This window comes from Nonomuraea sp. NPDC051941 (assembly GCF_044593615.1).
The window spans coordinates 1-22,808 of the sequence record NZ_JBIUCF010000045.1 but is presented as its reverse complement, the minus strand read 5'-3'; the positions used below and the strand labels follow the sequence as shown (position 1 = coordinate 22,808).

General features: G+C 70.4%; 15 protein-coding genes. 9 read left to right on the top strand and 6 right to left on the bottom strand.

What is annotated here, in order from left to right:
• Positions 1 to 7 precede the first annotated feature (7 nt).
• On the bottom strand, positions 8 to 2,521 hold the full coding sequence (locus tag ACIHFD_RS50535) for a hypothetical protein (protein ID WP_397373011.1): 2,514 nt from the start codon (positions 2,519 to 2,521) through the stop codon (positions 8 to 10).
• 184 nt (positions 2,522 to 2,705) lie between these two features.
• Complete coding sequence (typA, locus tag ACIHFD_RS50530; protein WP_350729768.1) at positions 2,706 to 4,556, bottom strand: translational GTPase TypA; 1,851 nt, start codon at positions 4,554 to 4,556, stop codon at positions 2,706 to 2,708.
• A gap of 309 nt (positions 4,557 to 4,865) precedes the next feature.
• Here typA and ACIHFD_RS50525 point away from each other — a divergent pair, with 309 nt between their 5' ends.
• The 5 genes from ACIHFD_RS50525 (at position 4,866) to ACIHFD_RS50505 (ending at position 11,968) form a co-directional block, all read left to right on the top strand.
• A complete protein-coding gene (locus tag ACIHFD_RS50525) occupies positions 4,866 to 5,609 on the top strand; it encodes an AMP-binding protein (RefSeq protein WP_397373010.1) in 744 nt (247 codons plus the stop codon).
• A gap of 52 nt (positions 5,610 to 5,661) precedes the next feature.
• On the top strand, positions 5,662 to 8,118 hold the full coding sequence (locus ACIHFD_RS50520) for a LuxR C-terminal-related transcriptional regulator (RefSeq protein ID WP_397373009.1): 2,457 nt from the start codon (positions 5,662 to 5,664) through the stop codon (positions 8,116 to 8,118).
• Positions 8,119 to 8,195: 77 nt separating this feature from the next.
• Positions 8,196 to 8,609, top strand: coding sequence for an AMP-binding protein (locus tag ACIHFD_RS50515; protein ID WP_397373008.1), 414 nt, complete (start codon positions 8,196 to 8,198; stop codon positions 8,607 to 8,609).
• 55 nt (positions 8,610 to 8,664) lie between these two features.
• Positions 8,665 to 11,094 (top strand): ATP-binding protein, encoded by a 2,430-nt coding sequence (locus ACIHFD_RS50510; RefSeq protein WP_397373007.1) that lies wholly within the window; start codon positions 8,665 to 8,667, stop codon positions 11,092 to 11,094.
• 205 nt (positions 11,095 to 11,299) lie between these two features.
• Positions 11,300 to 11,968, top strand: coding sequence for an alpha/beta hydrolase (locus tag ACIHFD_RS50505; protein ID WP_397373006.1), 669 nt, complete (start codon positions 11,300 to 11,302; stop codon positions 11,966 to 11,968).
• A gap of 201 nt (positions 11,969 to 12,169) precedes the next feature.
• Here the strand turns inward: ACIHFD_RS50505 and ACIHFD_RS50500 are convergent, their stop codons facing one another.
• Complete coding sequence (locus tag ACIHFD_RS50500) at positions 12,170 to 13,603, bottom strand: aldehyde dehydrogenase (RefSeq protein WP_397373005.1); 1,434 nt, start codon at positions 13,601 to 13,603, stop codon at positions 12,170 to 12,172.
• A gap of 123 nt (positions 13,604 to 13,726) precedes the next feature.
• Positions 13,727 to 16,744: a M14 family zinc carboxypeptidase gene (locus ACIHFD_RS50495; RefSeq protein ID WP_397373004.1), complete on the bottom strand. Its 3,018-nt coding sequence runs from the start codon at positions 16,742 to 16,744 to the stop codon at positions 13,727 to 13,729.
• Positions 16,745 to 16,946: 202 nt separating this feature from the next.
• Here ACIHFD_RS50495 and ACIHFD_RS50490 point away from each other — a divergent pair, with 202 nt between their 5' ends.
• Positions 16,947 to 17,843 carry a coiled-coil domain-containing protein gene (locus tag ACIHFD_RS50490; protein ID WP_397373003.1) on the top strand — a complete coding sequence of 299 codons (897 nt, stop codon included), beginning with the start codon at positions 16,947 to 16,949 and terminating at the stop codon, positions 17,841 to 17,843.
• On the opposite strand, the gene ACIHFD_RS50485 is transcribed toward ACIHFD_RS50490, so the two are convergent.
• On the bottom strand, positions 17,825 to 19,120 hold the full coding sequence (locus ACIHFD_RS50485) for a GH1 family beta-glucosidase (protein ID WP_397373002.1): 1,296 nt from the start codon (positions 19,118 to 19,120) through the stop codon (positions 17,825 to 17,827). The genes ACIHFD_RS50490 and ACIHFD_RS50485 overlap by 19 nt on opposite strands.
• Before the next feature lie 57 nt (positions 19,121 to 19,177).
• Here ACIHFD_RS50485 and ACIHFD_RS50480 point away from each other — a divergent pair, with 57 nt between their 5' ends.
• Positions 19,178 to 19,816 carry a TetR family transcriptional regulator gene (locus tag ACIHFD_RS50480; protein WP_397373001.1) on the top strand — a complete coding sequence of 213 codons (639 nt, stop codon included), beginning with the start codon at positions 19,178 to 19,180 and terminating at the stop codon, positions 19,814 to 19,816.
• A gap of 49 nt (positions 19,817 to 19,865) precedes the next feature.
• Here ACIHFD_RS50480 and ACIHFD_RS50475 read toward each other — a convergent pair whose 3' ends face one another.
• Positions 19,866 to 20,789, bottom strand: a complete 924-nt coding sequence (locus ACIHFD_RS50475; RefSeq protein ID WP_397373000.1) for an aldo/keto reductase — start codon at positions 20,787 to 20,789, stop codon at positions 19,866 to 19,868.
• A gap of 80 nt (positions 20,790 to 20,869) precedes the next feature.
• On the opposite strand from ACIHFD_RS50475, the gene ACIHFD_RS50470 reads away from it, so the two are divergent.
• Together ACIHFD_RS50470 and ACIHFD_RS50465 are read left to right on the top strand one after the other, a co-directional pair.
• Positions 20,870 to 21,229, top strand: a complete 360-nt coding sequence (locus ACIHFD_RS50470) for a MerR family transcriptional regulator (RefSeq protein ID WP_350729790.1) — start codon at positions 20,870 to 20,872, stop codon at positions 21,227 to 21,229.
• A gap of 36 nt (positions 21,230 to 21,265) precedes the next feature.
• The gene (locus tag ACIHFD_RS50465) at positions 21,266 to 22,711 is read left to right on the top strand and encodes a penicillin-binding transpeptidase domain-containing protein (protein ID WP_397372999.1); all 1,446 of its coding nucleotides are present in this window, start codon (positions 21,266 to 21,268) and stop codon (positions 22,709 to 22,711) included.
• The last annotated feature ends 97 nt before the right edge of the window (positions 22,712 to 22,808 follow it).

Below are 22,808 nucleotides of genomic sequence, written 5' to 3'. Positions count from 1 at the left end.
GCCGTGGTCAGCGGGGGGCGGTGGTGGTGATTTGGTCGCCCTTGAGGATGCGGTCGACGGTTTGGCCGGCCGCGGAGGTGGCGGCGGTGGTGCCGGCCGCTACGACGATGGCCAGGGCGGGGGCCGCCAGGCTGCGGACGCTGCGGAGGTTGCGGACCCGGGCCCACGGTTCCCCGGCCAGGTGCATGAGGCGCCACTCCCAGTACAGCCCCAGCCCGACGCAGACCATGGTCACCTGACCCACCACGATCCCCACCACCTGCACCTTGTCGAAGGCCCCGATGTCCGGCTCCACCAGGGTGGACAGGTAGCCGGACAGCTCCGTGAGCAGGGCCGCGGCGATCAGGTGGAGGGCCTTGGTCATCGGCTGGGTGCCGCGCAGGCGCGGGTAGAAGTAGCCGAACAGGAAGCCGAAGGCCGGCAGCGTGATCAGGTAGCGCGCGTCGAAGATGAAGCTGGTCAGGTCGGCCCCGTCCGGCCACCCGTACACGATCGCGAAAGGCAGGCTCAGCAGCAGGCTCGCGGCGAAGGCGTGCACGCCGTTGTGCCAGGGCGTGCAGCCGGCGGCCGTGGCGAAGGCGGTCTCCGGGTGCCGGCCGTGCTGCCGCAGCGCCTCCTCCAGGGCGTCCCGCCGCTCGTCGAAGTCCGTCATCGACATCTCGCCCGAGCCGATGCTGCCGCGTCCGACGCGGTACAGCTCCTGCTCGGCCACCAGCAGCAGCCGCTTGTGCAGGGCGGCCCTGACGAGCCGGCGGTGCTCCTCCTGCGAGGCGGGCTCGGCGAGTACGGGGCGCGGCCCGGAGAGCAGCCAGCGCGCGCTCGCCCAGGCGACGATCGAGGTGATCGCCAGCAGCGGCAGCGGCACGTCGATGTCCGCCAGGGTCGTGCTGCCGCCGGGCGTGATGTACAGCACCATCAGTACGGCGATCATGGTCGACTCGGCGACCGGGTTGTCGATCGCGGAGAGCTCGTCGCCGAGCCGCCGCAGCCGCAGCACCAGCATCAGGAACCCCAGCAGCAGCAGCCCGAGCACCCCGCGCACGAGCGGGGTGAGCACCAGGCTGCCGATCCGGGGTTCGGGTTGCGACACCGCCAGGCTCCACGACCCCGAGTCCAGCCATTCGGTCGGCCAGCCCTGGACCAGCAGGCTCACGATCACCGCGCCGGCCACCGCGCCACGCGTCCACTGCTTGGTGGCCACGGCGAGGGCGGCGACCGGGATCATCGCCCAGCTCAGCGCCAGCACCAGCCGGACGCTGTCCGGCGGGTACACCCCGGTCAGCAGCGCCCGCAGCCACAGCGCCAGCGCGAGCAGTCCGATCGCGGCCTCGGCCGACAGCACGGCCAGCCGTACGATCACCGGCCTGACCCCCAGGTCCACGCTGAACGCCACCGCGGACCCGGCCGCGGCCACGGCCGCCACCGCCCCTCCGGCCAGCAGCGTCTGCCCCGGCAGCTGCCCGTGCAGCCACGACCAGGCCAGCATGCCGAGCCCGACCACCACGCCCAGCCCGGTCACGACCAGCAGGTCGCGCGTGTTCCACGGCGGGCTGGTGGGCAGCACCCGTCCCGCGTGCCGCAGCGCGAACGCGGGCACCGCGACGAAGAGGATCACGTACGCGACCGCCGACCAGTCCTCGGCGAACAGCGGGATCAGCAGCGTGGGCGCCGCCAGGACGAGCCCGACGAACAGCTCCCTGTTGGCCAGCCGCGCCCACCACCCGCGCCCGAGCGAGCGCAGGAGGAAGGCGACGAGAGCGATCGCGGTGAGCACGCCGAGCGCGGTGGCCCACGAGAAGTCGTCCTCCACGACCGTGTCGGCGAACCCGAACGAGTCCGGCGCCAGCGTCATGCTCACCGGGTACGCCCCGATGGTGAACTCCAGCCGCTCTTCCTGCTCCCGCTCCGGCGTGATCCCCGCCAGCCGCAGCACCGTCCACTCACCGGGCAGCACGGCGATCGAGCGCGAGGTGACGATCAGCGGGACCGCGCCGGGCGCGGTGAAGTCGAGCTTCAGCAGTTCGTCCGCCTTGACCTGCCGCAGCAGCGTCACGGCGAACCTGGCCGTGGTCCCGGTGGAATCGGAGATCAGGATCGGCGCCAGGCGCGTCGTGGGTGCCAGCCCGGGCCCGCCCACCTTGATCGCGCCGAACGCTGCGTCGGTGACCTGCTGAAGCGTGCCCGGGAACCCGCTGCCCTGGCGCAGCGCCTCGGTGAGCGGGTCCTTGGGCGCCATCTGGAGCCGGTGTACGACGGTCACCTTGACCTGTCGCTGGCGGGGATCGATCCGCCCCTTGGGCACCGGGTCCAGGTCGCGCTCAGTCGCCCTGGTGAGCGTCACCTCGGTGGTGGCCTTGCGGGCCCAGCCCACGAGAGGGTCGGCGCGGGCGGCGGCCGCCACCCACGGGTTGGGCACCGCCGTGCTCTTGGGCAGCACGGGACCCGCCACCGGTCTGGCTACGACGGTGCACCAAACGATCGCCCCCAACGACACCAGAGCCAGCCCGAACGCAGTTGCCATCCGGAGCGTTCCCACAAATTGGATGATTCTCCGGAATGGCGGAATGTTCTATGTCACGGGGTCACGGTGTGATTACAGCTTTTCACCATGACCCCTTTTCTTGACCGGCGGGCTCATTCATCGCCCATGGCGAAGCCGGAAGCCTTACCGGCCGGGCTTACACCGAAAAAAGCGAAGAAAAAGCTCAGGCGCGCTTGGCGCGGGCCGCGGCGCGACCGCGCGTGGCGGCGTCGAGCACGACCTTGCGAATGCGCACGTGCTCCGGAGTGATCTCCACGCACTCGTCCTCGCGGATGAACTCCAGCGCCTGCTCCAGCGAGAGGACGCGCGGCGGGATCACCTTCTCCGTCTCCTCGCTGGTGGAGGAGCGCATGTTGGTGAGCTTCTTCTCCTTGGTGATGTTCACGTCCATGTCGTCGGACCGGGAGTTCTCGCCGATGATCATGCCTTCGTAGACCTCGGTCGTCGGCGAGACGAACAGCGTGCCGCGCTCCTGCAGGTTGAGCATCGCGAACGCGGTCACCGGGCCGGACCTGTCGGCCACCAGGGAACCGTTGTTGCGGGTGCGCAGCTCGCCGAACCAGGGCTCGTACGAGTCGAACACGTGGTGCACCAGGCCGGTGCCGCGCGTCTCGGTGAGGAACTCGGTGCGGAAGCCGATCAGGCCGCGCGCCGGGACCACGAACTCCATCCGGATCCAGCCGGTGCCGTGGTTGGTCATGTGCTCCATGCGGCCCTTGCGCACGGCCAGGAGCTGGGTGACCGCGCCGAGGTATTCCTCGGGGCAGTCGACCGTCAGGCGCTCGACCGGCTCGTGCACCTTGCCGTCGATGGTCTTGGTGACGACCTGCGGCTTGCCGACGGTCAGCTCGTAGCCCTCGCGGCGCATCTGCTCGACCAGGATGGCCAGCGCCAGCTCGCCGCGGCCCTGCACCTCCCAGGCGTCGGGCCGGTCGGTGGGCAGCACGCGCAGCGACACGTTGCCGACCAGCTCCTTTTCGAGGCGGTCCTTCACCATGCGGGCGGTGACCTTGGACCCCTTGACCTTGCCGACCAGGGGCGAGGTGTTGGTGCCGATGGTCATCGAGATGGCCGGCTCGTCCACCGTGATCAGCGGCAGCGGGCGCGGGTCCTCGGGGTCGGCCAGCGTCTCGCCGATCATGATGTCGGGGATGCCGGCGATGGCGATGATGTCGCCGGGACCCGCCTCCTCGGCCGGCTTGCGCTCCAGGGCCTCGGTCATGAGCAGCTCGGTGATCTTGACGCGCTGGATCGTGCCGTCGGTGCGGCACCAGGCCACCTGCTGGCCCTTGCGCATGACGCCCTGGTGGATGCGGCACAGCGCGATGCGGCCGAGGTAGGAGGAGGCGTCGAGGTTGGTGACGTGGGCCTGGAGCGGCGCGCTCGGGTCGTACGTCGGCGCGGGGATGGTCGACTTGATGATGTCGAACAGCGGCTCGAGGTCCGTCGAGTCGGGCATGCCGCCGTCTTCGGGGCGCTCCATGGAGGCCCGGCCGGCCTTGGCGGAGGCGTAGACGATCGGGAAGTCGATCTGCTCCTCCGTGGCGTCGAGGTCCATGAACAGCTCGTAGACCTCGTCCACGACGTCCTTGATGCGGGCGTCGGGGCGGTCGACCTTGTTGATGCACAGGATGACCGGCATCTTCGCGGCCAGCGCCTTGCGCAGCACGAAGCGGGTCTGCGGCAGCGGCCCCTCGGAGGCGTCGACCAGCAGCACCACGCCGTCGACCATCGACAGGCCGCGCTCGACCTCGCCGCCGAAGTCGGCGTGGCCGGGAGTGTCGATGATGTTGATGGTCATGCCGCCGTGCTTGACCGCGGTGTTCTTCGCGAGAATGGTGATGCCCTTCTCGCGCTCGAGGTCGTTGGAGTCCATGACGCGGTCGTCGACGTCCTGGTTGGCGCGGAAGGCCCCGGACTGCCAGAGCATGGCATCCACAAGCGTGGTCTTGCCATGGTCGACGTGCGCGATGATCGCGATGTTCCGCAGGTCGTCGCGGCTGTTCAAAGGCATGATGACGTCTCGCTCTGTGTCGTGGGGGCGGCCGCGCGAAGTCGCGGCCTTATAAGTCTAGTTGATCCCCTCTGATGACAGGCGCGACTGAGGAGAGGGGCGGTTGTGGATACGGGGTCTCCTGAGAGCAGGCGCGACGCGAGGGGGACGGGTGCGGATATGGGAGTCTCCCAGGTGACAGGCGCGACGTGAGGGATCCCCGATGTCAAGCGCGATCCTCGATGTCAAGCTGACGTTAAGCCCTACGTACATAGCCGGTTGCACAATTGTGCGCATGGCAAGCCGGGCCGCCGTCCCTAGATTATCGGCATGACCTGGACAGAGCTGGTTATGGCCGCCGCGCCGACCCAGGGGGACCAACCGGCGGTCAGCGAAGTCAGGACCGGCGAGGTGCTGTCGTACTCCGCTTTCACCAGGCGCGTCACCCGCGCCGCGGCGGGTCTGCAGCGCCAGGGCCTGCGTTTCGGCGACGAGGTGATCGTCGACGTCCCGCTCGGCACGTCGTTGCCCGTGGCGGTCCACTCCGTGGCCTGGGCGGGCGGGGTGGCGGTGCTCGCGGCCTCGGGGACGGCGCGCTTCATGATCACCCAGCGCCGCTACGACCCCGCCGCGGTGAAGGTCGACCGGGTCTTCTCCTTCCAGACCGTGCCGGGGGCGAAGCCGTTCACCGCGCTCATCGGTGACCGCGCCCTCGAGTACGGCCCGCTGGCGGGGCCGGCGATCAGCGTCGACGGCGGGCGGGTGTTCGATCACCACACGCTGGCGAGCGACCTGCGCAGGCTGGCCGGCCGGCTGGTGATCGGCAAGGAGGACGTGGTGATCAGCGCGGTGAGCGAGCCGTTCCGGGGCCTGCGGGTGATCGATCTGGCGATGACGGTGGGGGCGCACGTCGTCATCGCCCACGAGCCGAGCCTGGTGGGCTGCCGCGTGCTGGCCCAGGAGCGCCGGGCCACCATGGTCGTCGCGCCGTACGACCTGGCCAGGCGGCTGCTCGGCGACCCCGTCCTGCGTGTCGTCGACGAAAGGGCGATCGTGAGCTCGCTTGGGCTGTGAAAAGTGCGACACTGTGGGAGAGTGTGATCCTTCAGCGACGCAGGGTGACCACATGCCAGAGCCCCCCAGGCACAATCTTCCGGCGGAGCCCAACCGGTTCGTTGGTCGCGAGCGCGATCTCGACGAATTGCGCGGGCTGTTCCGCGAGACGCGCGTGGTCACGTTGTGCGGGGTGGGCGGCATCGGCAAGACCCGCCTGGCCCTGCGGGTCGCGGCCGGGCTGGTGCCGGCGTACCCCGACGGCGTCTGGCTGGTCGAGCTGGCCAGGCTGCGCCACCCCGAGCTGGTCGACCAGGTGATCGGCCGGGTGCTCGGCGTGCGGGAGGAAGCGGGCCGCCCGGTGTTCGGCACCGTCCTCGACCGGCTGCGCGACCTGCACTGCCTGCTGCTGCTCGACAACTGCGAGCATCTCATCGACAGGTGCGCCGAGGTCGCCGCGGAGCTGATCGCGGCCTGCCCGCGCCTGAGCGTCCTGGCCACCAGCAGGGAGCCGCTGCGCATCGCAGGCGAGCTGATCTGGCGGGTCCCGCCGCTCGACCTCCCCGATGAGAGCACTTCCGGGGAGGGCGGCCCCGAGCATGAGCCCGTGCAGGGTGGTCCCGAGGCGGAGTCCGTGCAGCTCTTCCTGGACCGGGCGACGGCCGCCGGCACCAGGCTGGGCCCGGGCAGCCTGCCCGACGTGGTGCGGCTGTGCCGGGCGCTCGACGGGCTGCCGCTGGCGCTGGAGCTGGCCGCGGCCCGCACGAGCCTGCTCAGCCCCGGCCAGATCGCCGATCGCATCGACGACCGGTTCTCGCTGCTCACCACCGGCGGCCGCACCGCCCCCGCCAGGCAGCGCACGCTGGTCGCGGCCGTCGAGTGGAGCTACGACCTGCTGTCGGCGAAGGAGCAGGTGCTGCTGCGCAGGCTGTCGGTGTTCGCCGGGGACTTCGACCTCGACCTGGCCGAGCAGGTCTGCGCCGAGCGGCCCATCTCGGTGTCGGAGATCGTCGATCTGCTCGGCGGGCTGGTCGACAAGTCCCTCGTGCTGTGCGACGAGAGCCGCAGGCGCTACTGGCTGCTGGAGACCATCAAGCGCTACGCGGTGGGGTGCCTCCAGAAGGCCGGCGAGCGCGAGGTCCTGCGCGAGCGCCACCTGCACGTGGTCTGCGAGCTGCAGGAGCGCCACTTCGTCACCGAGATGGTCGAGCCGGGCGTGCCGTGGGCGCGCCGCCTCGAGGCGCTGACCATGAGCAAGCGCCTCGTCGACGACCAGCGGATGGCGCTCGACTGGTCCGTGGAGTCCGGCAACGTGCCGCTGGGCCTGCGCCTCTGCGCCGCCAGCAGCGGGCTGCTGCCGCTCTGCGGAAACCTGACGGAGATCGTCACCTGGATCGAGCGGCTGCTGTCGCTCGACCTGACCGAGGTGCCCGTCGAGCAGATCGCGCAGGCCAGGGGATACCTCGCCTACGGCCTGGAGGCCAGGGACGAGCTGAGCCGCTCCCTGGCGCTGGCCGAGGAGAGCCTGGCCGAGATCACCACCGACAACACGTTCGCGCGCTGCGTCATCCACAGCCTCATCGTCGTGGTGCTGCTGCGCATGGGCAGGCCCGAGGACGCGGTGCACCACGCGGAGGAGGGCCTGGCGCTGGCCCTGCGGTCGGGAGACGCGTGGAACCAGGCGGCGGGGCTGGCCGGGCTGTCGGCCGTGGCGCTGACCCGCGGGCGGCTGCGTGAGGCGCAGCGGCACGGCGAGGAGGCGCTCGCCCGGGCTCGCGAGCACGGCCACCGGTGGATCATGGCCAGGACCGCCACCCAGCTCGGCTCGGTGGCCGAGTTCCGCGGCGACCTGGTGACCGCCAAGGCCCATTACGAGATGGTCGTCCCGTGGCTGCGCGAGCTGGGCAGCGACCTCGACCTGTCGCGCGCCCTGGCCAGGGTCGGCAGGGTGACGGCGATGCTGCACGAGTTCGCCGCCGCGCGGGAGTGGCTGGCCGCCAGCCTCGCCCTGGGCCGGGAGACCGGGCAACGCCACGGGGTGGCCCTGTGCCTGGTCGGGCTGTCGATGCTGGCGGAGTGCGAGGGCGACCTGGAGGGCGCCGTGCTGGCCGCGGGCGCGGCGGTCAGGCTGCGCGAGTCGATCGGGCAGAAGTCGCCCACGCTCAGGATCGAGGATTTGCTCGGCCGGGCCCGCACCAAGCTGGGCGACGGCCGCACCACCTCGATCTGGTCGCGGGGCCGGGCCATGAGCCCCGACGACGCCGCCCGCCACGTGCTGGAGGGCGAGCGCATCGCGCAGAAGGCGCCGGTGGCGACCAAGCCGGTCAGACACTCGCTGCTGACGGCCCGCGAGCAGGAGGTCGCGGGCCTGCTCACGCGAGGGCTGTCCAACCGCGCCATCGCGACGGAGCTGGTGATCAGCCCCGCCACGGTCGCCCGGCACATCGCCAACATCATGGAGAAGCTGGGCTACACGTCGCGGGCCCAGATCGCGGTCTGGGCCGCCGAGCACCCGACCGTCGCGCAGTGAACGTGGCGCGGTTCTGCATAGGGATCTGCATATTCCGCCCCATGTATGCATGATGGGCCCTCCCTACCGTGGGCCACATGGATGAGCGCATCGTCATGGTGGACTCGGGCACCGGCCTGAGGCTCACCGAGGAGCAGCTGGACGAGAGGTCTGCAGTCGCGGCCGTCCAGCTGCGGCGCCGAGGTGTGCGCGCGGGTGACGCCGTGCTCATCTGCCTGCCCGTGGGAGCCGACCTCCTGGTGGCGGCCGACGCGGTGATCGCCGCGGGCGGCGTCGCCTGGCCGTTGCCGTGTGACCTCGACGCGGGCGCCTTCAGGGACCGGATCCACGCGAGCGGCGCCCGCGTGATGATCTCCGAGATGCCGAGGGCGCTCGCCGCCGCGGACGAATCACGCGTACGGATCGTGATGAGCGTCGCCGACCTCGGGGTCCTGCATTCATATCCAACCAGTCGCGAACTCTGCACGGAAAGTGACCCCATCAGCCCCTGAACCAGGGGAGACTTGGCATCGGATGTGATCCCCCCCGCGACCACCTGGGCCCCACATGATCGCGCAAGTTCCGCACAATCTCCCCGCCGAGCCCAACCGCTTCGTCGGTCGCGTCCGCGACGTGGCCGAGCTGGCGGTGCTCGTCCACGAAGAACGCGTGGTCACGCTCAGCGGCGTGGGCGGCATCGGCAAGACCCGGCTCGGCCTGCGCGTGGCGGCGCAGGAGCTGAGACGCTTCCCCGACGGCGTGTGGCTGGTCGAGCTGGCCCGCATCGGCAACCCCGAGCTGATCGTCAACGAGATGGCCGAGGTGCTCGGCGTACGCGACGAGGTGCCCGGGCGGCTGCTGGACGGCCTGCGCACGCGCCTGCGCACGGCCAGGGCGCTGATCGTGCTGGACAACTGCGAGCACCTGATCGAGCGCTGCGCCGAGCTGGTGGCCGGTCTGACCGCCGAGTGCCCCGAGCTGCGGTTCCTGCTCACCAGCCGGGAGCCGCTGCGCATCCCGGGCGAGCTGGTCTGGCGGGTGCCGCCGCTGGAGCTGCCCGACGAGCGGCATCCCGCGGCCGAGTCCGTGCTGCTGTTCGTCGAGCGGGCGCTCGCGGCGGGCGCGAGCGGGGTGGCGGGCGTCATGGACGACGTCGTACGCCTGTGCCACGCGCTCGACGGCCTGCCGCTCGCGCTGGAGCTGGCGGCGGCCCGTACGAGCCGGTTGAGCCCCGGGCACATCGCCGACCGCCTGGCCGGTCGCGGCGGCGAGCGGCTCGGCCTGCTCGCGGCCGGCGATCGCACGGCTCCGGCCAGGCAGCGCACGCTCCTGGCCATCGTCGAGTGGAGCCACGAGCTGCTCCCGCCCAAGGAGCGGGTGCTGCTGCGCCGGCTCTCGGTGTTCGCCGGGCCGTTCGACCTCGGCCTGGCCGAGCGGGTCTGCGCCGACGGCGGCATCCTGCGCAGGGCGGAGCTGCCCGGCCTGCTCACCGCCTTGGCCGGGAAGTCGCTGGTGCGCCACCACGCCCCCGGCCGCTACCGCCTGCTGGAGACCATCAAGCAGTACGCCGCCGAGCGCCTGGCCGAGGCCGGCGAGGCCGCGCACCTGCGTGACAGGCACCTGAAGGCGGTCTGCGAGGAGATGGAGCACTGCCACGAGGCCGGCTCGCTCGACCGCAGGATGCCGTGGCAGGATCGGTTCGCCCACTTCACCAGGGGCCGCGCCCTCCTCGACGACTCCAGGAACGCGGTCGACTGGGCGGTGGAGTCGCGGGACCCCGTGCTCGGGCTGCGCCTGGCCCGCGCCGCGATGGCCGTCATGGCCGTCCGGGGCGACCTGGGCGAGAGCGTCGGCTGGCACGAGCGGCTGCTCGCGCTCGACCTGTCCGGGGCCCCTGCCGACCTGGTCGCGGTGGCCAGGTGCGGGCTGGCGTACGGGCTGGAGCTCGCCGACGAGCTGGGCCGGGCGGAAGAGCTGGTCGTGCGGGGGCTGGAGGAGCAGAAGCGGCACCCGTACACCCACTGGCTGGGCATCACGTACGGCGTGGCGCTGACCGTGCTCTTCCGCACCGGGCAGAGCGAGCGGGCGCGGCGTTACGCCGCGGAGCTGGAGGCGGCGGCCGGCGCCCACGACGACCTGTTCAACCTGGTCACGGCCAGGATCGCCCAGCTCAACCTGGCGCTCTTCCACGGTCGCCCGGACGAGGCCCGGCGCTACGGCGAGGAGGCGCTCGCGCTGGCCGCGGAGGCCGGGCACCACTGGTCGCTGGCCAGGGCGCTGACCCACCTGGGCGCGGTGGCCGAGGCCGCGGGCGACCTGGAGACCGCCAGGTCACACCACGCCGCCGCGCTGCCGCTGCTGGAGGACCTGGACAATCGGATCGAGCTGGCCCGCTGCCAGGCCCAGATCGGCCGGGTGGCGGCCGGGCTGCACGACCACGCCGCGGCCAGGGGGCACATAGCCGACAGCCTGGCGCTGAGCAGGCAGACGGGCCAGCGCAGGGGGATCGTCCGCGCGCTCATGGCCGTCTCCGCCCTGGCGCAGGCGCGGGAAGACCTGGAGGGGGCGGTGCTCGCGGCCGCGGCCGCCACCGCGCTGCGCGAGTCCATCGGGCAGGTCGGCGCGTCCGGCCGGATCGAGGATCTGCTGGCGCTCGCCCGCGCGCGGCTCGGGGCGGACCCGGTGGAGCTGCTGTGGGCCAGGGGGACGGGGATGCCGCCGGAGGTGGTGGCCGGGCTGGTGCTCGACGGCGATCCCGGGTCGGCCGTGCCGCCGCCGCGCGTGCTCGACCGAGACGGGCTGAGCGAGCGGGAGCGGGAGATCGCCGCCATGCTGGCCCGCGGCCTGAGCAACCGTGGCGTCGCCGAGGCGCTGGTGGTCAGTCCGGCCACCGTGGCCAGGCACGTCGCCATCATCATGGAGAAACTGGGCTTCGACTCGCGGGCGCGGATCGCGGTCTGGGCGGCCGAACACGGGGTGGACGCGGAGCGAACATAAGCTCGTCTCCATGCCCTACGCGCCTCATTTCCCCGTCATGCTCAGGACCGACGACGGGGTCCGCCTCAACGCCGCCCACACCCCCTTCGCACGGCGAGGGAGCGCCGTCGCCTGGACTGAGGAGCGTCGGGAGCGTAGCGACCAGAGCGACGAGGGAAGGCGACGGCTCCCCAGCGACCGAGCCCGCCTCCACGGAGTGGAGGCCATGAACACAGGCATTGTCATGGCGCACGGGTTCACTGGTTCGTGGCGGGATCGCACCGCGCGGCGCATCGTGCACGTGTTGAGCGGGTACGGCGGCGTGGTCGCCTTCGACTTCCGCGGCCACGGGCGCTCCGGCGGTGAGACCACGGTGGGCGACCTGGAGATCCTCGACCTGGACGCCGCCGTCCGGCACGCCCGCGTGGCCGGCTACTCCAAGATCGCGGTCGTCGGCTTCTCCATGGGGGCGGCGGTGGCCGTACGGCACGCGGGCCTGCGCGGCGGCGTGGACGCCGTGGTGGCGGTGAGCGGCCCGGCCCGCTGGTACTACCGCGGCACCAAGCCGATGCGGCAGGTCCACTGGGCCATCGAGCGGCCGTTCGGGCGCCTGGCGGCGAGGGTGGTCAAACGGACGAGGATCGCCCGCGGCGACTGGAACCCGATCCCGATGCCGCCGCACGAGGCCGCCGCGCTCATCTCGCCGACCCCGCTGCTGATCGTGCACGGCGACGAGGACGCGTTCTTCCCGCTCGATCACGCGCACCAGCTCTACGCCGGCGCACGCGAGCCCAAGGAGCTCTGGATCGAGCCCGGGTACGGCCACGCGGAGACCGCCGCGCCCCCCGAACTCATCCGCAGAATCGGCAAGTGGATCTCCTCGAACCTTTTGTGAGTTAAACGCGTCTATCTAGGACGGAAAGAAAGAAACCGCCGGGAGAAAGTCTCTGGGGAAGGAAACCGTCGCCACGGTGGCCGTGGGACATACTTCCGGTAGCGGGATCTGTACCTAGCGTTGCGGGGGCGCGCTGGGTGCACGGTCCCGTGGCACGACGAAGGGCCTCGCGGCATGCCGCGAGGCCCTTCTCGCGGAGGGCTAGCCGAGCCGCGCGATCGTCTTGTACTCCAGGTAGCCGCTCAGGCCCTCGGGGCCCAGCTCGCGGCCGATGCCGCTGGCCTTGTAGCCGCCGAAGGGCGCGTTGGTCTCCAGCATGAAGCAGTTGACGCCGTACGTGCCGGTGCGGACCTGGCGGGCCACGTCCATGCCGTGCTCGGCGTCGGCCGTCCACACCGAGCCGGCCAGGCCGTAGTCGCTGTCGTTGGCGATGCGTACGGCGTCCGCCTCGTCCTCGTACGGGATCACGGCCAGGACCGGTCCGAAGATCTCCTCGCGGGCGATGCGCATCTCGTTGGTGACGCCGGAGAAGACGGTGGGGGAGACGTACCAGCCGCGGTCGTAGGGCCGGTCGAGACCGCCGACGACGACCTTGGCGCCCTCGTCCATGCCGATCCTGATGTAGCCCTCCACCCGGTCCTGCTGCCGCTTGGCCACCAGCGGGCCGATGCCGGTCGCCGGGTCGGCGGGGTCGCCGACGGGCTGGGAGTTGACCATGTTCGCGACGGCGTCGACGACCTCGTCGTAGCGGTTGCGCGAGGCCAGGATGCGGGTCTGCGCCACGCAGGCCTGGCCGTTGTTCATGAGCGAGGCGATGGACAGGAAGCCCATGCTGGCGGCCAGGTCGGCGTCGTCCAGGACGATCGCGGCGGACTTGCCGCCCAGCTCCAGGCTGACCCGCTTGAGCTGCTCGCCGCAGATGGCGGCGATGCGCCGGCCGGCCGCCGTCGAGCCGGTGAAGGCCACCTTGTCCACGCCGGGGTGGGAGATCAGGTGCTCGCCGACCTCGCGGCCCGCGGCCACGATGTTGAGCACGCCGGCCGGGATGCCCGCCTCGATCGCCCACTCGGCCAGCAGGTACGCGTCCAGCGGCGTCTCGGGCGCCGGCTTGAGCACGATGGTGCAGCCGGCCAGCAGCGCGGGCGCGACCTTGGTCATCGTGACGAACTGGGGGACGTTCCACGGCACCACGGCCGCCACCACGCCCACCGGCTCCCTGCGCACGGTGATCGGGCCGAACAGCCCCGGCCGCTGCTCCTCCTGCTCGAACGTCTTGCCCAGCTCGGCGTAGTACTGGAGCATGCCCAGCGGCTGAGGCGCCTGCGCGAGGTTCGAGAACGTGATCGGCGAGCCCATCTCCTCCGTGATGAGCTGGGCCATCTCGCCCTGCCGCTCGTTGTAGATCGCGGCCAGCCTGCCGATGACCTCGGCCCGCTCGGCGAACGTCATCCGCGGCCACGGCCCGTGGTCGAACGCCTCCCTGGCGGCCGCGACGGCGCGGTCCATGTCCGCGGTCGTGCCGTCGGGCACCTGGCCGACCACCTCCTCGGTGTGCGGGGAGACGATGTCTATCGTCGCGGTGCCCGCGGGGGCCACCCATTCGCCCCCGATGAACAGCGTGTCGTGCCGGCGCATGTCGTGACCCTCCTGCTTGACCGAATGCTTGCTTGTTTCCGGACTTCCTCAAGGTGACCGAACCATGTTCTGTCCGGACACGCAAGAGGGGTGCGGCATGCTCTGCCGCACCCCTCTCCGGCTCTAACCGAGCAGGTGCTTCATGGATCTCTTGACGAGGTCGGCGCGCTTGGCCGGGTCGGTCACGCTCTCAGCGCCGAAACCCAGGTAGACGGTGTCCTTGGTGACGATTCCGGCACCCTCCTCGAAGACCTGGTCCGTCCTGAACCAGTTGTTGATCGACGGCGAGGTGCCCTCGGGAGGCGCCCCGACGGCCCAGCCGCCCAGGTCCGACTCGAACGAGGTCTGCTCGGTCGTCACGCCGTCCAGGGTGACCGCGAAGTCGTCCAGGAAGACGCCCGCGCCCTGGGTGCTCCAGTCGCTGATGTAGGAGACGGACAGTTCGACCTTCTTGCCCGCGTACGGGGTCAGGTCGATCTTCCACTGCTGCCAGCCGGCCGAGTTGCCGGTGGCGGCGTGCCAGGCGCCGGAGGTGCCGGTGGACTCGCAGTCGGGGCCCTGGTAGCGCTGGGTGAACGGGTGGATCGCCCGCCAGCCTTCACCGCCGCTGGGCGGGTCGCAGCTGCTGCCGGTCTCCTGGGTGGTGTGCCCGTTGGCGTCCGGGAGCATGGTCCAGTCGTCGCCGCCCGCCGTGTGCGCCTCTACCGCGAGGTAGTCCCAGGTGCTCTCGGTGTCGTACGACGTCCAGAACGTCAGCTCGCCGCTGCTCTTGCCGGTCAGGTCGATCGTCTTGGTCAGCCGCTTCCACGAGACGTCGGCGATGCCGCTGTAGACGTCCCATGTCCCGGAGTGCGGGTCGAACGGGCCGCCCGGGCGTGCCCACTTGACCTGCGCCGAGCTCGCGAACAGCGGGAACTGCTGCGCGGGCAGGATGGCCGAGGTGGCCACGAACGAGTTGGTGTGGCTCGGCTCGATCGTCGCGCCGAAGCCGTCGAAAGTGCCGCCGTTGCCCGCCAGCCCGAACGGCTGGCCCGTGTTGTGGTCGGTGCCGGCGTCGTCGAAGAAGACGTACGCGCCCAGCCAGTACTGCTGGAAGTCGTTGAACACCGCGATGCACGGCGGGTCGTCCGGGACCGTGCACTCCGGCTGCGCCGGCTGGTCGGGCTGGTAGTAGTAGGCGCCGTTGTTGTTGGCCGCGAACGACGGGTACTTGCCGGCGTGCAGCAGCTTGCCGCCCTCGTTCAGGTAGTCGCGGACCGCCAGTTCGGTGTCCACGCCGCCCTTGGACGTCGTCCCGCCCACCTGGCCGGGGGACCTCGGGATGATGTCGTCGCCGGTCTCCCACACCACGGCCTTGTAGTGGCTGAGCACGCCCAGCGGGTGCGGGGCCTTGCGGCCCATCTTGTCCATGTCGTACACATCCGAGGTGTAGCCGGCCGCCGTGAGCGCCGCGGCGTACTCGTCGGCGTACTTGGCCTCGGTCACGCCCTGCGCCGGGCTGAGGCCCGTGACGTCCTCCGCGGCCAGGATCAGCACCTTTCCGCCGATGTCGGTCGCCACGGTGTAGGTGAAGTCGGCACTCTTCCTGCCGATCGAGGCGAACCAGACCTTCACCTTGTCGCCCGGCCTGGTGCCGGTGATCTTGCCGCGCAGCCGGTGGTAGTAGCGGTCGTAGCCGCTGCCGTACCGCTCGCCGCCCTTCCACTCACCCGTCAGGACGGTCTTGGTACGGCCGCCGTTGACCTGGTAGTTCAGGAAGACCGGGCCGAGCTTGCGCTTGGCGTTGACCTGGACGACCTGGTCCTTGCCGTAGCTGACCTCGAACGGGTCGATCTCGAAGTCCGGGGTCGTGTTGCCCAGGTGGTTCACCGGCTCGACGGGGTTGACCGCGGACCTGGCCACGTCGAGTGCGAACGGCAGGCCCTTCTCGAACTCGCCCTGCACCAGCGCCTCGTCGTCGGGGAAGACGAACCCGCAGCCGTCGCAGCCCTCGTCCAGCTCCGGCGTCCACGACAGCGTGCCGTACTGGCGGTGGGCATGGTCGTTGGTGTCGCCGTTCGTGGTGTACAGCTCGGCCCCGAGGTCGGGGTCGAAGCCGGGGACGGCCGGTTTGGCGTCGTTGCCGGTGATGGCCTCGTAGATCGGGTTGTCGGGCGTCTCCGTGGCGATCTGGAAGCCGCTCGGGTAGAGCAGCAGCGGGCCGTAGGAGTGGTAGTTGAGCTGCATCTCGAACCCGATGCGCCTGAGCAGGCCGTCCATGGCCCTGGTCTCCGGCTCGCTGGCCGGGCCCGTGCCGCGGTAGGTGTCGCTGCTCGGGATGCTCGACGAGCCTTCCTCGTCGTAGTGGAAGTTCGTCGGGAAGTTCCGGTTCGGGTCGACGCCGTCGCCGACCGTGATCTTGCCGTCGCCGTTGACGTCGCGCAGGTTCTTGCGCCACAGGCGGTTGCCCTCGGTGAACGTGAAGTCGTACCCGTCGGGGTTGGCCACCGGCACGAACCACAGCTCGCTCTTGTTGAGCAGGTCCTTCAGCGCGGCCTTGTTCGCGATCAGGTACTTCAGCAGCCGCATGTCCACCTCAGTGGCGATCCACTCGCGGGCGTGCTGGGTGGCGGAGTAGAGCGTCGAGGGCTTGATGCCGTCGGGCAGCAGCCGGGCGCCCGTGGTGACCTTGACGGCCAGGATGTCCTGGCCCTTCAGCGACTTGCCGATGGACTGGAGCTTGACGATGTCCTTGTTGGCGTTCGCGATGGCCTTGAGCTGGTCGGCGATGCCGCCCGCCTCGGAATAGGACTTCCACACGGTGTAGCCGGAGGCCGCCTGCGCCTTGGCGGCCTCGAGCTGGGTCTGGCCCTGAGGATTGCGTACGGGCTCGGGTTTGTGGCCGAGCTTGCGCAGCGCGTCCAGGTCGGTCTGTGCGGCGGTGAGTTCGATGTGTTCCTGGTCGCCCTTGTTCTGCTGCTGGACGACGTCGAAGCCTTTTTCCCTGAGTGTCTGCGCGGTGCCCGGGGCGCTGTCGAGCTGGTAGAGCTCGATGCGGTCGCGGGGTGGTAGCGGGTCCACGGACGCCTGCGCGGTCGTGGCCACGATGGACGTGCCTAAGCCGAGGATGACGGCGGTGGCGAGGGTCAATGTTCGAGACACGATCTGCCCCTTCGCAGAGACGAGTTCGATCGCCATCTCAGACCGTTGGAGCGATCTATACAAGGCCCAATCTTTAGGTTCGCCTTAAGTCGGACAAATCACCATAAATGTCACCAATGGTGCGGCAGTTCGGCCGTTCGGGTGACAGGAATCAAGATCATCTTCTATAGTTTCGGACCGTCTATGAGGGGAGGGGGCGGGTGTGAGAATCGGGCGGATCGCCGTTCTTGTCGCCGTCCTCGCCGGGCTGCTCGGCCTTCCCGCGCCATCCCCAGCCGTGGCCGAGCCCAGCCCTGGTGACCTGCGAAAACTCACCAAACAGGCCGAGCTGCTCGAAAAGCGCTACCGAGGCCAGATCCAGAGCCTGGAGGAGATCAAGCTCCAGGTGAAACGGGCGACCACCACTTCCGGCACCCTTCAGGCCCAGCTGAAGGACGCGCAGGCGGACGTGGCGGACATCGCGCAGACCGCGTACATGGTGGGGCCCCTCGACACCTTCCGGCTCCTCACCCCCAACGCCGACCCGACCGTGATACTGGGGCAGGCGGCCAACATGAACTACATGGCCGACGAGCGCACCAGGCGCGTCCAGGGCGTCCAGAAGCTGATCGACAAGTCCAAAGAGGCGAAGATCGCCGCCAACGACAGGATCGAGAAGCTGCGCAAGGAGATCAAGAACCTCCAGAGCAAGCAGCGAGACATCGACAAGCTGCTCGCCAAGTACGGCTTCCAGCAGCCCGGCGGCGCCGAGGGCCTGACCCAGCGCATGATCGACGTGCGGGCCGACATCATGCGGAACTTCCCCATGAAGTACGGCGTGGGCTGCCTGCGTCCCGGCGACCCCGGCGAGCACGGCAAGGGCCGGGCCTGCGACTTCATGATGTCGCGTGGCGGCACCGCGGCCAGCGGGTCCGACGAGGCCCGCGGAGACGCCCTGGCCGACTACCTGATCAAGAACGGCGCCCGCATCGGCGTCATGTACATCATCTGGAAGCAGCGCTACTACGACATCCGGTCAGGCGGCGGCTGGGACCCGATGTCGGACCGCGGCGGGGTCACGGCCAACCACTACGACCACGTTCACGTGTCGGTGTTCTGAGCCCGGAGCTGCTCCCGGAGCCACCGGTAGGAGGCCTTCGGGGTGCGGCGCTGGGTCTCGAAGTCCACGTGTACGAGGCCGAAGCGCTGGTGGTAGCCCTCGGCCCACTCGAAGTTGTCCAGCAGGGACCAGACGAAGTAGCCCCGTACGTCCACGCCCTCGGCCATGGCCCGGCGCATCGCCGCGATGTGGCCCTCCAGGAACTCGATGCGGGAGTGGTCCTCGAGCGTGTCGTCGGTCGAGCAGCCGTTCTCCGTGATGTGGATGGGCGGGAGCGCGCTGCCGTACCTGGACTTGAGGCCGGTCAGGAGCTCGCGCAGGCCGTCGGGGACGACCGGCCAGCCGAACGCGGTGGTGGGGTAGCCGGTGATGCCCGCGTCCGCGAACGGGAGGCCGTCGTCGGCGGGGGCGGCGATGCGGGTGGGATTGTAGTAGTTGATGCCCAGGCCGTCCAGCGGGGCGGCGATGATGTCGAGGTCGCCGTCCCGGACGAAGTCCACGGTCGGGGTGTACGCCGACAGGTCCGGATATTTGCCGAGAAGTATGGGGTCGTTGAAGAGGCGGTTGTGGAGGATGTCGTAGGCCTCCGCCGCCTTCAGGTCGGCTTCTTCCTGGGACGCGGGCCAGACCGGGGTGCAGTTGTTGGTGATGGCCACCTGGCGGGCACCGGCCGCCCGCAGGGCCTGCACGGCCAGGCCGTGGGCCAGGAGTTGGTGGTGGGCGGCGGGGAGCGCGTCCGTAAGGAGTGCCTGGCCCGGGGCGTGGATGCCCATGGCGTACCCGTAGGCCATGTGGACGAACGGCTCGTTCAGGGTGATCCAGAAGGGGACGCGGTCGGCCAGGCGGGCGGCGACGGTGGCGGTGTACTCGGCGAAATTTCCCGAAATATCGCGGTTAATCCACCCGCCACGATCTTGCAGCGCCTGCGGCAGATCCCAGTGGAACAGCGTCGGCACCGGCTGGATGCCCTTCTCCAGCAGCGCGTCCACCAGCCGCTCGTAGAAGTCGAGCCCTGCCGCGTTGACCTCGCCGTCCCCCTGCGGCTGGACACGCGGCCAGGCCATGGAGAAGCGGTAGGCGTTCACCCCGAGCCCGGACATGAGCTCGACGTCCTCGCGCCACCGGTGATAGTGGTCGCACGCGACGTCCCCGGTATGCCCGTCCCTGGTGCGGCCCGGCTCGTGGGCGAAGGTGTCCCAGACGGAGACGCCCCTGCCGTCCTCCTTGACCGCGCCCTCGATCTGGTACGCCGCAGTGGCCGTCCCCCACAGGAACATCCCGGGCTCCTTTCGTCTATGGGAACTTTAATGTCAGTAATAGGTCAGGATGGGGTCATGACGAGTACCTTGCGCCGCCGTCCCGCCCAGCGCCGGAGCGTGGAGCGGGTGGAGCGGATGCTCGACGAGTGCGCAATCCTGCTCGATGAGGTCGGCTACGAGGCGATGACCACCAAAGAGGTCGCCCGCCGCGCCGAAGTTCCGATCGGCACCTTCTACCAGTTCTTCCACGACAAGCAGGGGTTGGTGCGGGCGCTGGCGCGGCGCAACCTCGAGGCGTTCCTCGCCCGTGTCACCGACCGCATCCCCAAGGCCGACCTCGGACACTGGACGGACCTGGTGGACCTGGCCATCGACGAGTTCGTCGCCATGAAGCGCACCACGCCGGGGTTCGCGGTGCTCGACTTCGGCGAGGTCCTCCTCGGCCCCGGCGGCCCGGCGGTCGGCGGGAGCAAGACGGCGCTGGACGGGACGCAGGAGAACAACGTGGTGGTGGCCGACCGGCTGCGCACCCTCACCCTCGAACTCCTGGACGCACCCGTGGGGCCGGGGCTGGATCGCGCGCTGCTGGTGGCGGTAGAGGCGACGGACGCGGTGCTCAAGCTGGCGTTCCGCGTGGATCCGTGCGGGGATGCGGTGCTGATCGCCGAATGCAAACACCTCGTCCGCCGCTACCTGTCCGACCACCTCGCCTGACCCACCGTCCGGCCGCACGCCGCGAGGCTCGCCCTTCCGGCGCCGGGTGTCAGGTGGTGGTGTCGAGGCGGGTGCGGAGGTCCGTGTCGAGCTTGAGGTCGGTGGCGGCGATGGCCTCCTCCAGCTGGGCCCGCGTCGAGACGCCCACGATCGGGACCACGCCGTCGGCCAGCAGCCACGCCAGCACCACCTGGTTGACCGTGGCACCCAGCTCGTCCGCGACCTCCCGCAGCACCGCGAGCCGCCGCGTGGTCCCCGAGTGGTCGTAGATCTCGGGAATGGGCCGGTCGGCGCGCGTGTAGCTGCCGAACATCAGCGTGTTGTACGCCCACAACGTCACATCAGGCTCGGCGGCCAGGTAGTCGAGGGTCTCGTCCGTGGCGAGCCGGTGCCCGGACTCCGCCAGCTTGGCGAGCGGGCGCGGTCGCAGGTAGGTGTGGCGGAGCTGGAGGTAGGTGTAGGGGATCCAGCCGTGGGCGGCCGAGATGTTCCTGGCCCGTTCGAGGCGCCAGGTCGCGATGTTGCTCGCCCCCGCGTTGCGGATCTTGCCTGCCTGGGCGAGCTCGTCCATCGCCCCCAAAGTCTCCTCCAGCGGGACGGACCGGTCTTCGATGTGCGACCAGTACAGGTCGATGTGGTCCACGCCGAGGCGCCGCAGGCTGCCCTCGGCGGCCTTGGCGACGGTGGGGGCGGACAGGCCCTCGGCGGAGGCCAGGGTGGTGTCGCCGGGGACCGTGGGGCGGGCGCCGCCCTTCGTGCTGATGAAGATCTCATCGCGGTTGCCGCGGGCGGCCAGCCACGCGCCGATGGCCAGCTCGCTCTCATCGCCCGACCGGCCCGCCACCCAGAACGGGTAGTTGTTGGCCGTGTCGAGCATCGTGCCGCCGGCCTCGTGGAACCGGTCCAGGATGGCGAACGTGTCCCGCAGGTCGACGGTCGTGCCGAACGAAATCGTGCCGAGTGCGATGTTCATGGGCCGACTCTGGGAGCTGGAGCGCACTCCATGTCAAGCCGATTGACCTGGAGCGCGCTCCAGGTGGGATCCTGGTTGACGTGAGCGTCTACACGCCGGCGGAAGTTGTCGAGGAGACCGGCTTCAGCATCGACACCCTGCGCTACTACGAGAAGATCGGCCTGCTGGAGCGCGTCGGGCGCAACGCGGCCGGGCAGCGCAGGTTCAGCCAGGAGGACGTCGGCTGGCTCGGCACGCTGCGCTGCCTGCGTGACACGGGCATGCCCATCGCCAAGATGCTCCGCTTCGCCGAGCTCGTACGCGCCGGAGACCACACGATCCCCGACCGGATCAGGCTGCTGGAAGAGCACGACCGGCAGGTCAGGGAGCAGATCGACAAGCTGGCCGAGCGGCAGAAGTACATCCACAACAAGATTGGCTACTACCGAAGTCAGCTCTAGCCCTGTCTTTGCGGTCCGGCTGTTAGACCAAGATCCATGGCCGGATCGAGGGCGGAGCGGATCGACGAGCCGCTGCGCCGTGTCGCCAGGTTGTGCGCGGCGATGCTGTTCGTGGTGCTGGCGCACGTGACGGTCGTCCAGGCGTTCGGTTCGCGGGAGCTCAACGCCGACCACAGGAACGTACGGCCGCTGATCGCCAGGTTCGACCATCCGCGCGGCGACATCCTCACCTATGAGGGCACCCCGATCGCCGTGAGCCGCCCGACCGGCGGCGGCCCGTACCTCTACCGGCGGGTCTACCAGGACGGGGAGCTGTACGCGGCCGTCACCGGTCACATGTCGCTCTACCGCTCCACCGGGATCGAGCAGGCGCGGGACGAGGTGCTGTCCGGGGAGGACCCGAAGGTCAAGGTGCGCTCGCTGGTCAGGGAGGGCGTCGTGCAGGGGGCCGACGTCCGGCTGACGATCAGCGAACGGGTGCAGCGGGCCGCGTACCAGGAGCTCAAGAGGATGGGACTCCCGGGAGCGGTGGTGGCCGTCAACCCGGCGACGGGGGCGATCCTGGCGCTGGCCACCTATCCGACCTACGACCCGAACACCCTCACCACCTTCGACGCCGGCCGCCTTCTGGAGACCTCGCGCCTGCTCCGGCAGGATCCGTCGCGGCCCCTGCTGAACCGGGCGCTGAACCGGCTCTATCCGCCCGGGTCCACCTTCAAGCTGGTGACGGCGGCTGCGGCGCTGGCGTCCGGGGAGTACACCCCGACCTCGCTGGTGAACGCGCCCGTACGGCTGCGGCTGCCCGGGACGCCGACGATCCTGCAGAACGCGGGCGGCGGCGGGTGCGGGAAGCAGCGGCCGACGCTCACGGACGCGTTCCACGTGTCCTGCAACACCGCGTTCGCCGGCATCGGGCTGCAGCTCGGGCAGGACCTGCTCAGGGACCAGGCGGAGGCGTTCGGCTTCAACGCGCCGAACCTGACGATCCCGCTCGTCGCCACGGCCAGCCGCTATCCGCTGGCCATGGACCGGGCGCAGACCGCCCTGTCGGCCATCGGGCACCACGACAGCCGGGTGACGCCGCTGATGGTCGCCATGCTGTCGGCCGCCGTGGCCAACAACGGGACCTTGATGCGGCCATACCTGGTGGAGGAGGTACGGCTGGCGGACGGCTCGGTCATCGACCGCGCCGGCCCTTCCGTCTACCGCAAGGCCGTGTCGCCGGCGCTGGCCAAGAGCCTGGCGGCGATGATGACGATGGCGCCGCGCACCGGGAAGTCGGCGGCGGCCGGCCCCAGGAAGGGCGCCGAGGCCGTCCTGTCGGAGATCATCCCGGGGACGGACGACCACGCGCTCGTCACCGCCTTCGCGCCCGCGGACGCGCCCGAGGTGGCGGTGGGGGTCGTGCTGGAGCGCCCCGGGGCGCGGGCCGACGCGGTGACCTCGATCGCCCGCACGGTCATCGCGGCCGCCCTGCAGTGAGGGTCAGCGGTAGGCGGTGGCCTGGAGGGTGTAGAGGTCGGCGTAGAGGCCGTTGAGGGACATCAGGGTGTGGTGGTCGCCCTGTTCGGTGATCTTG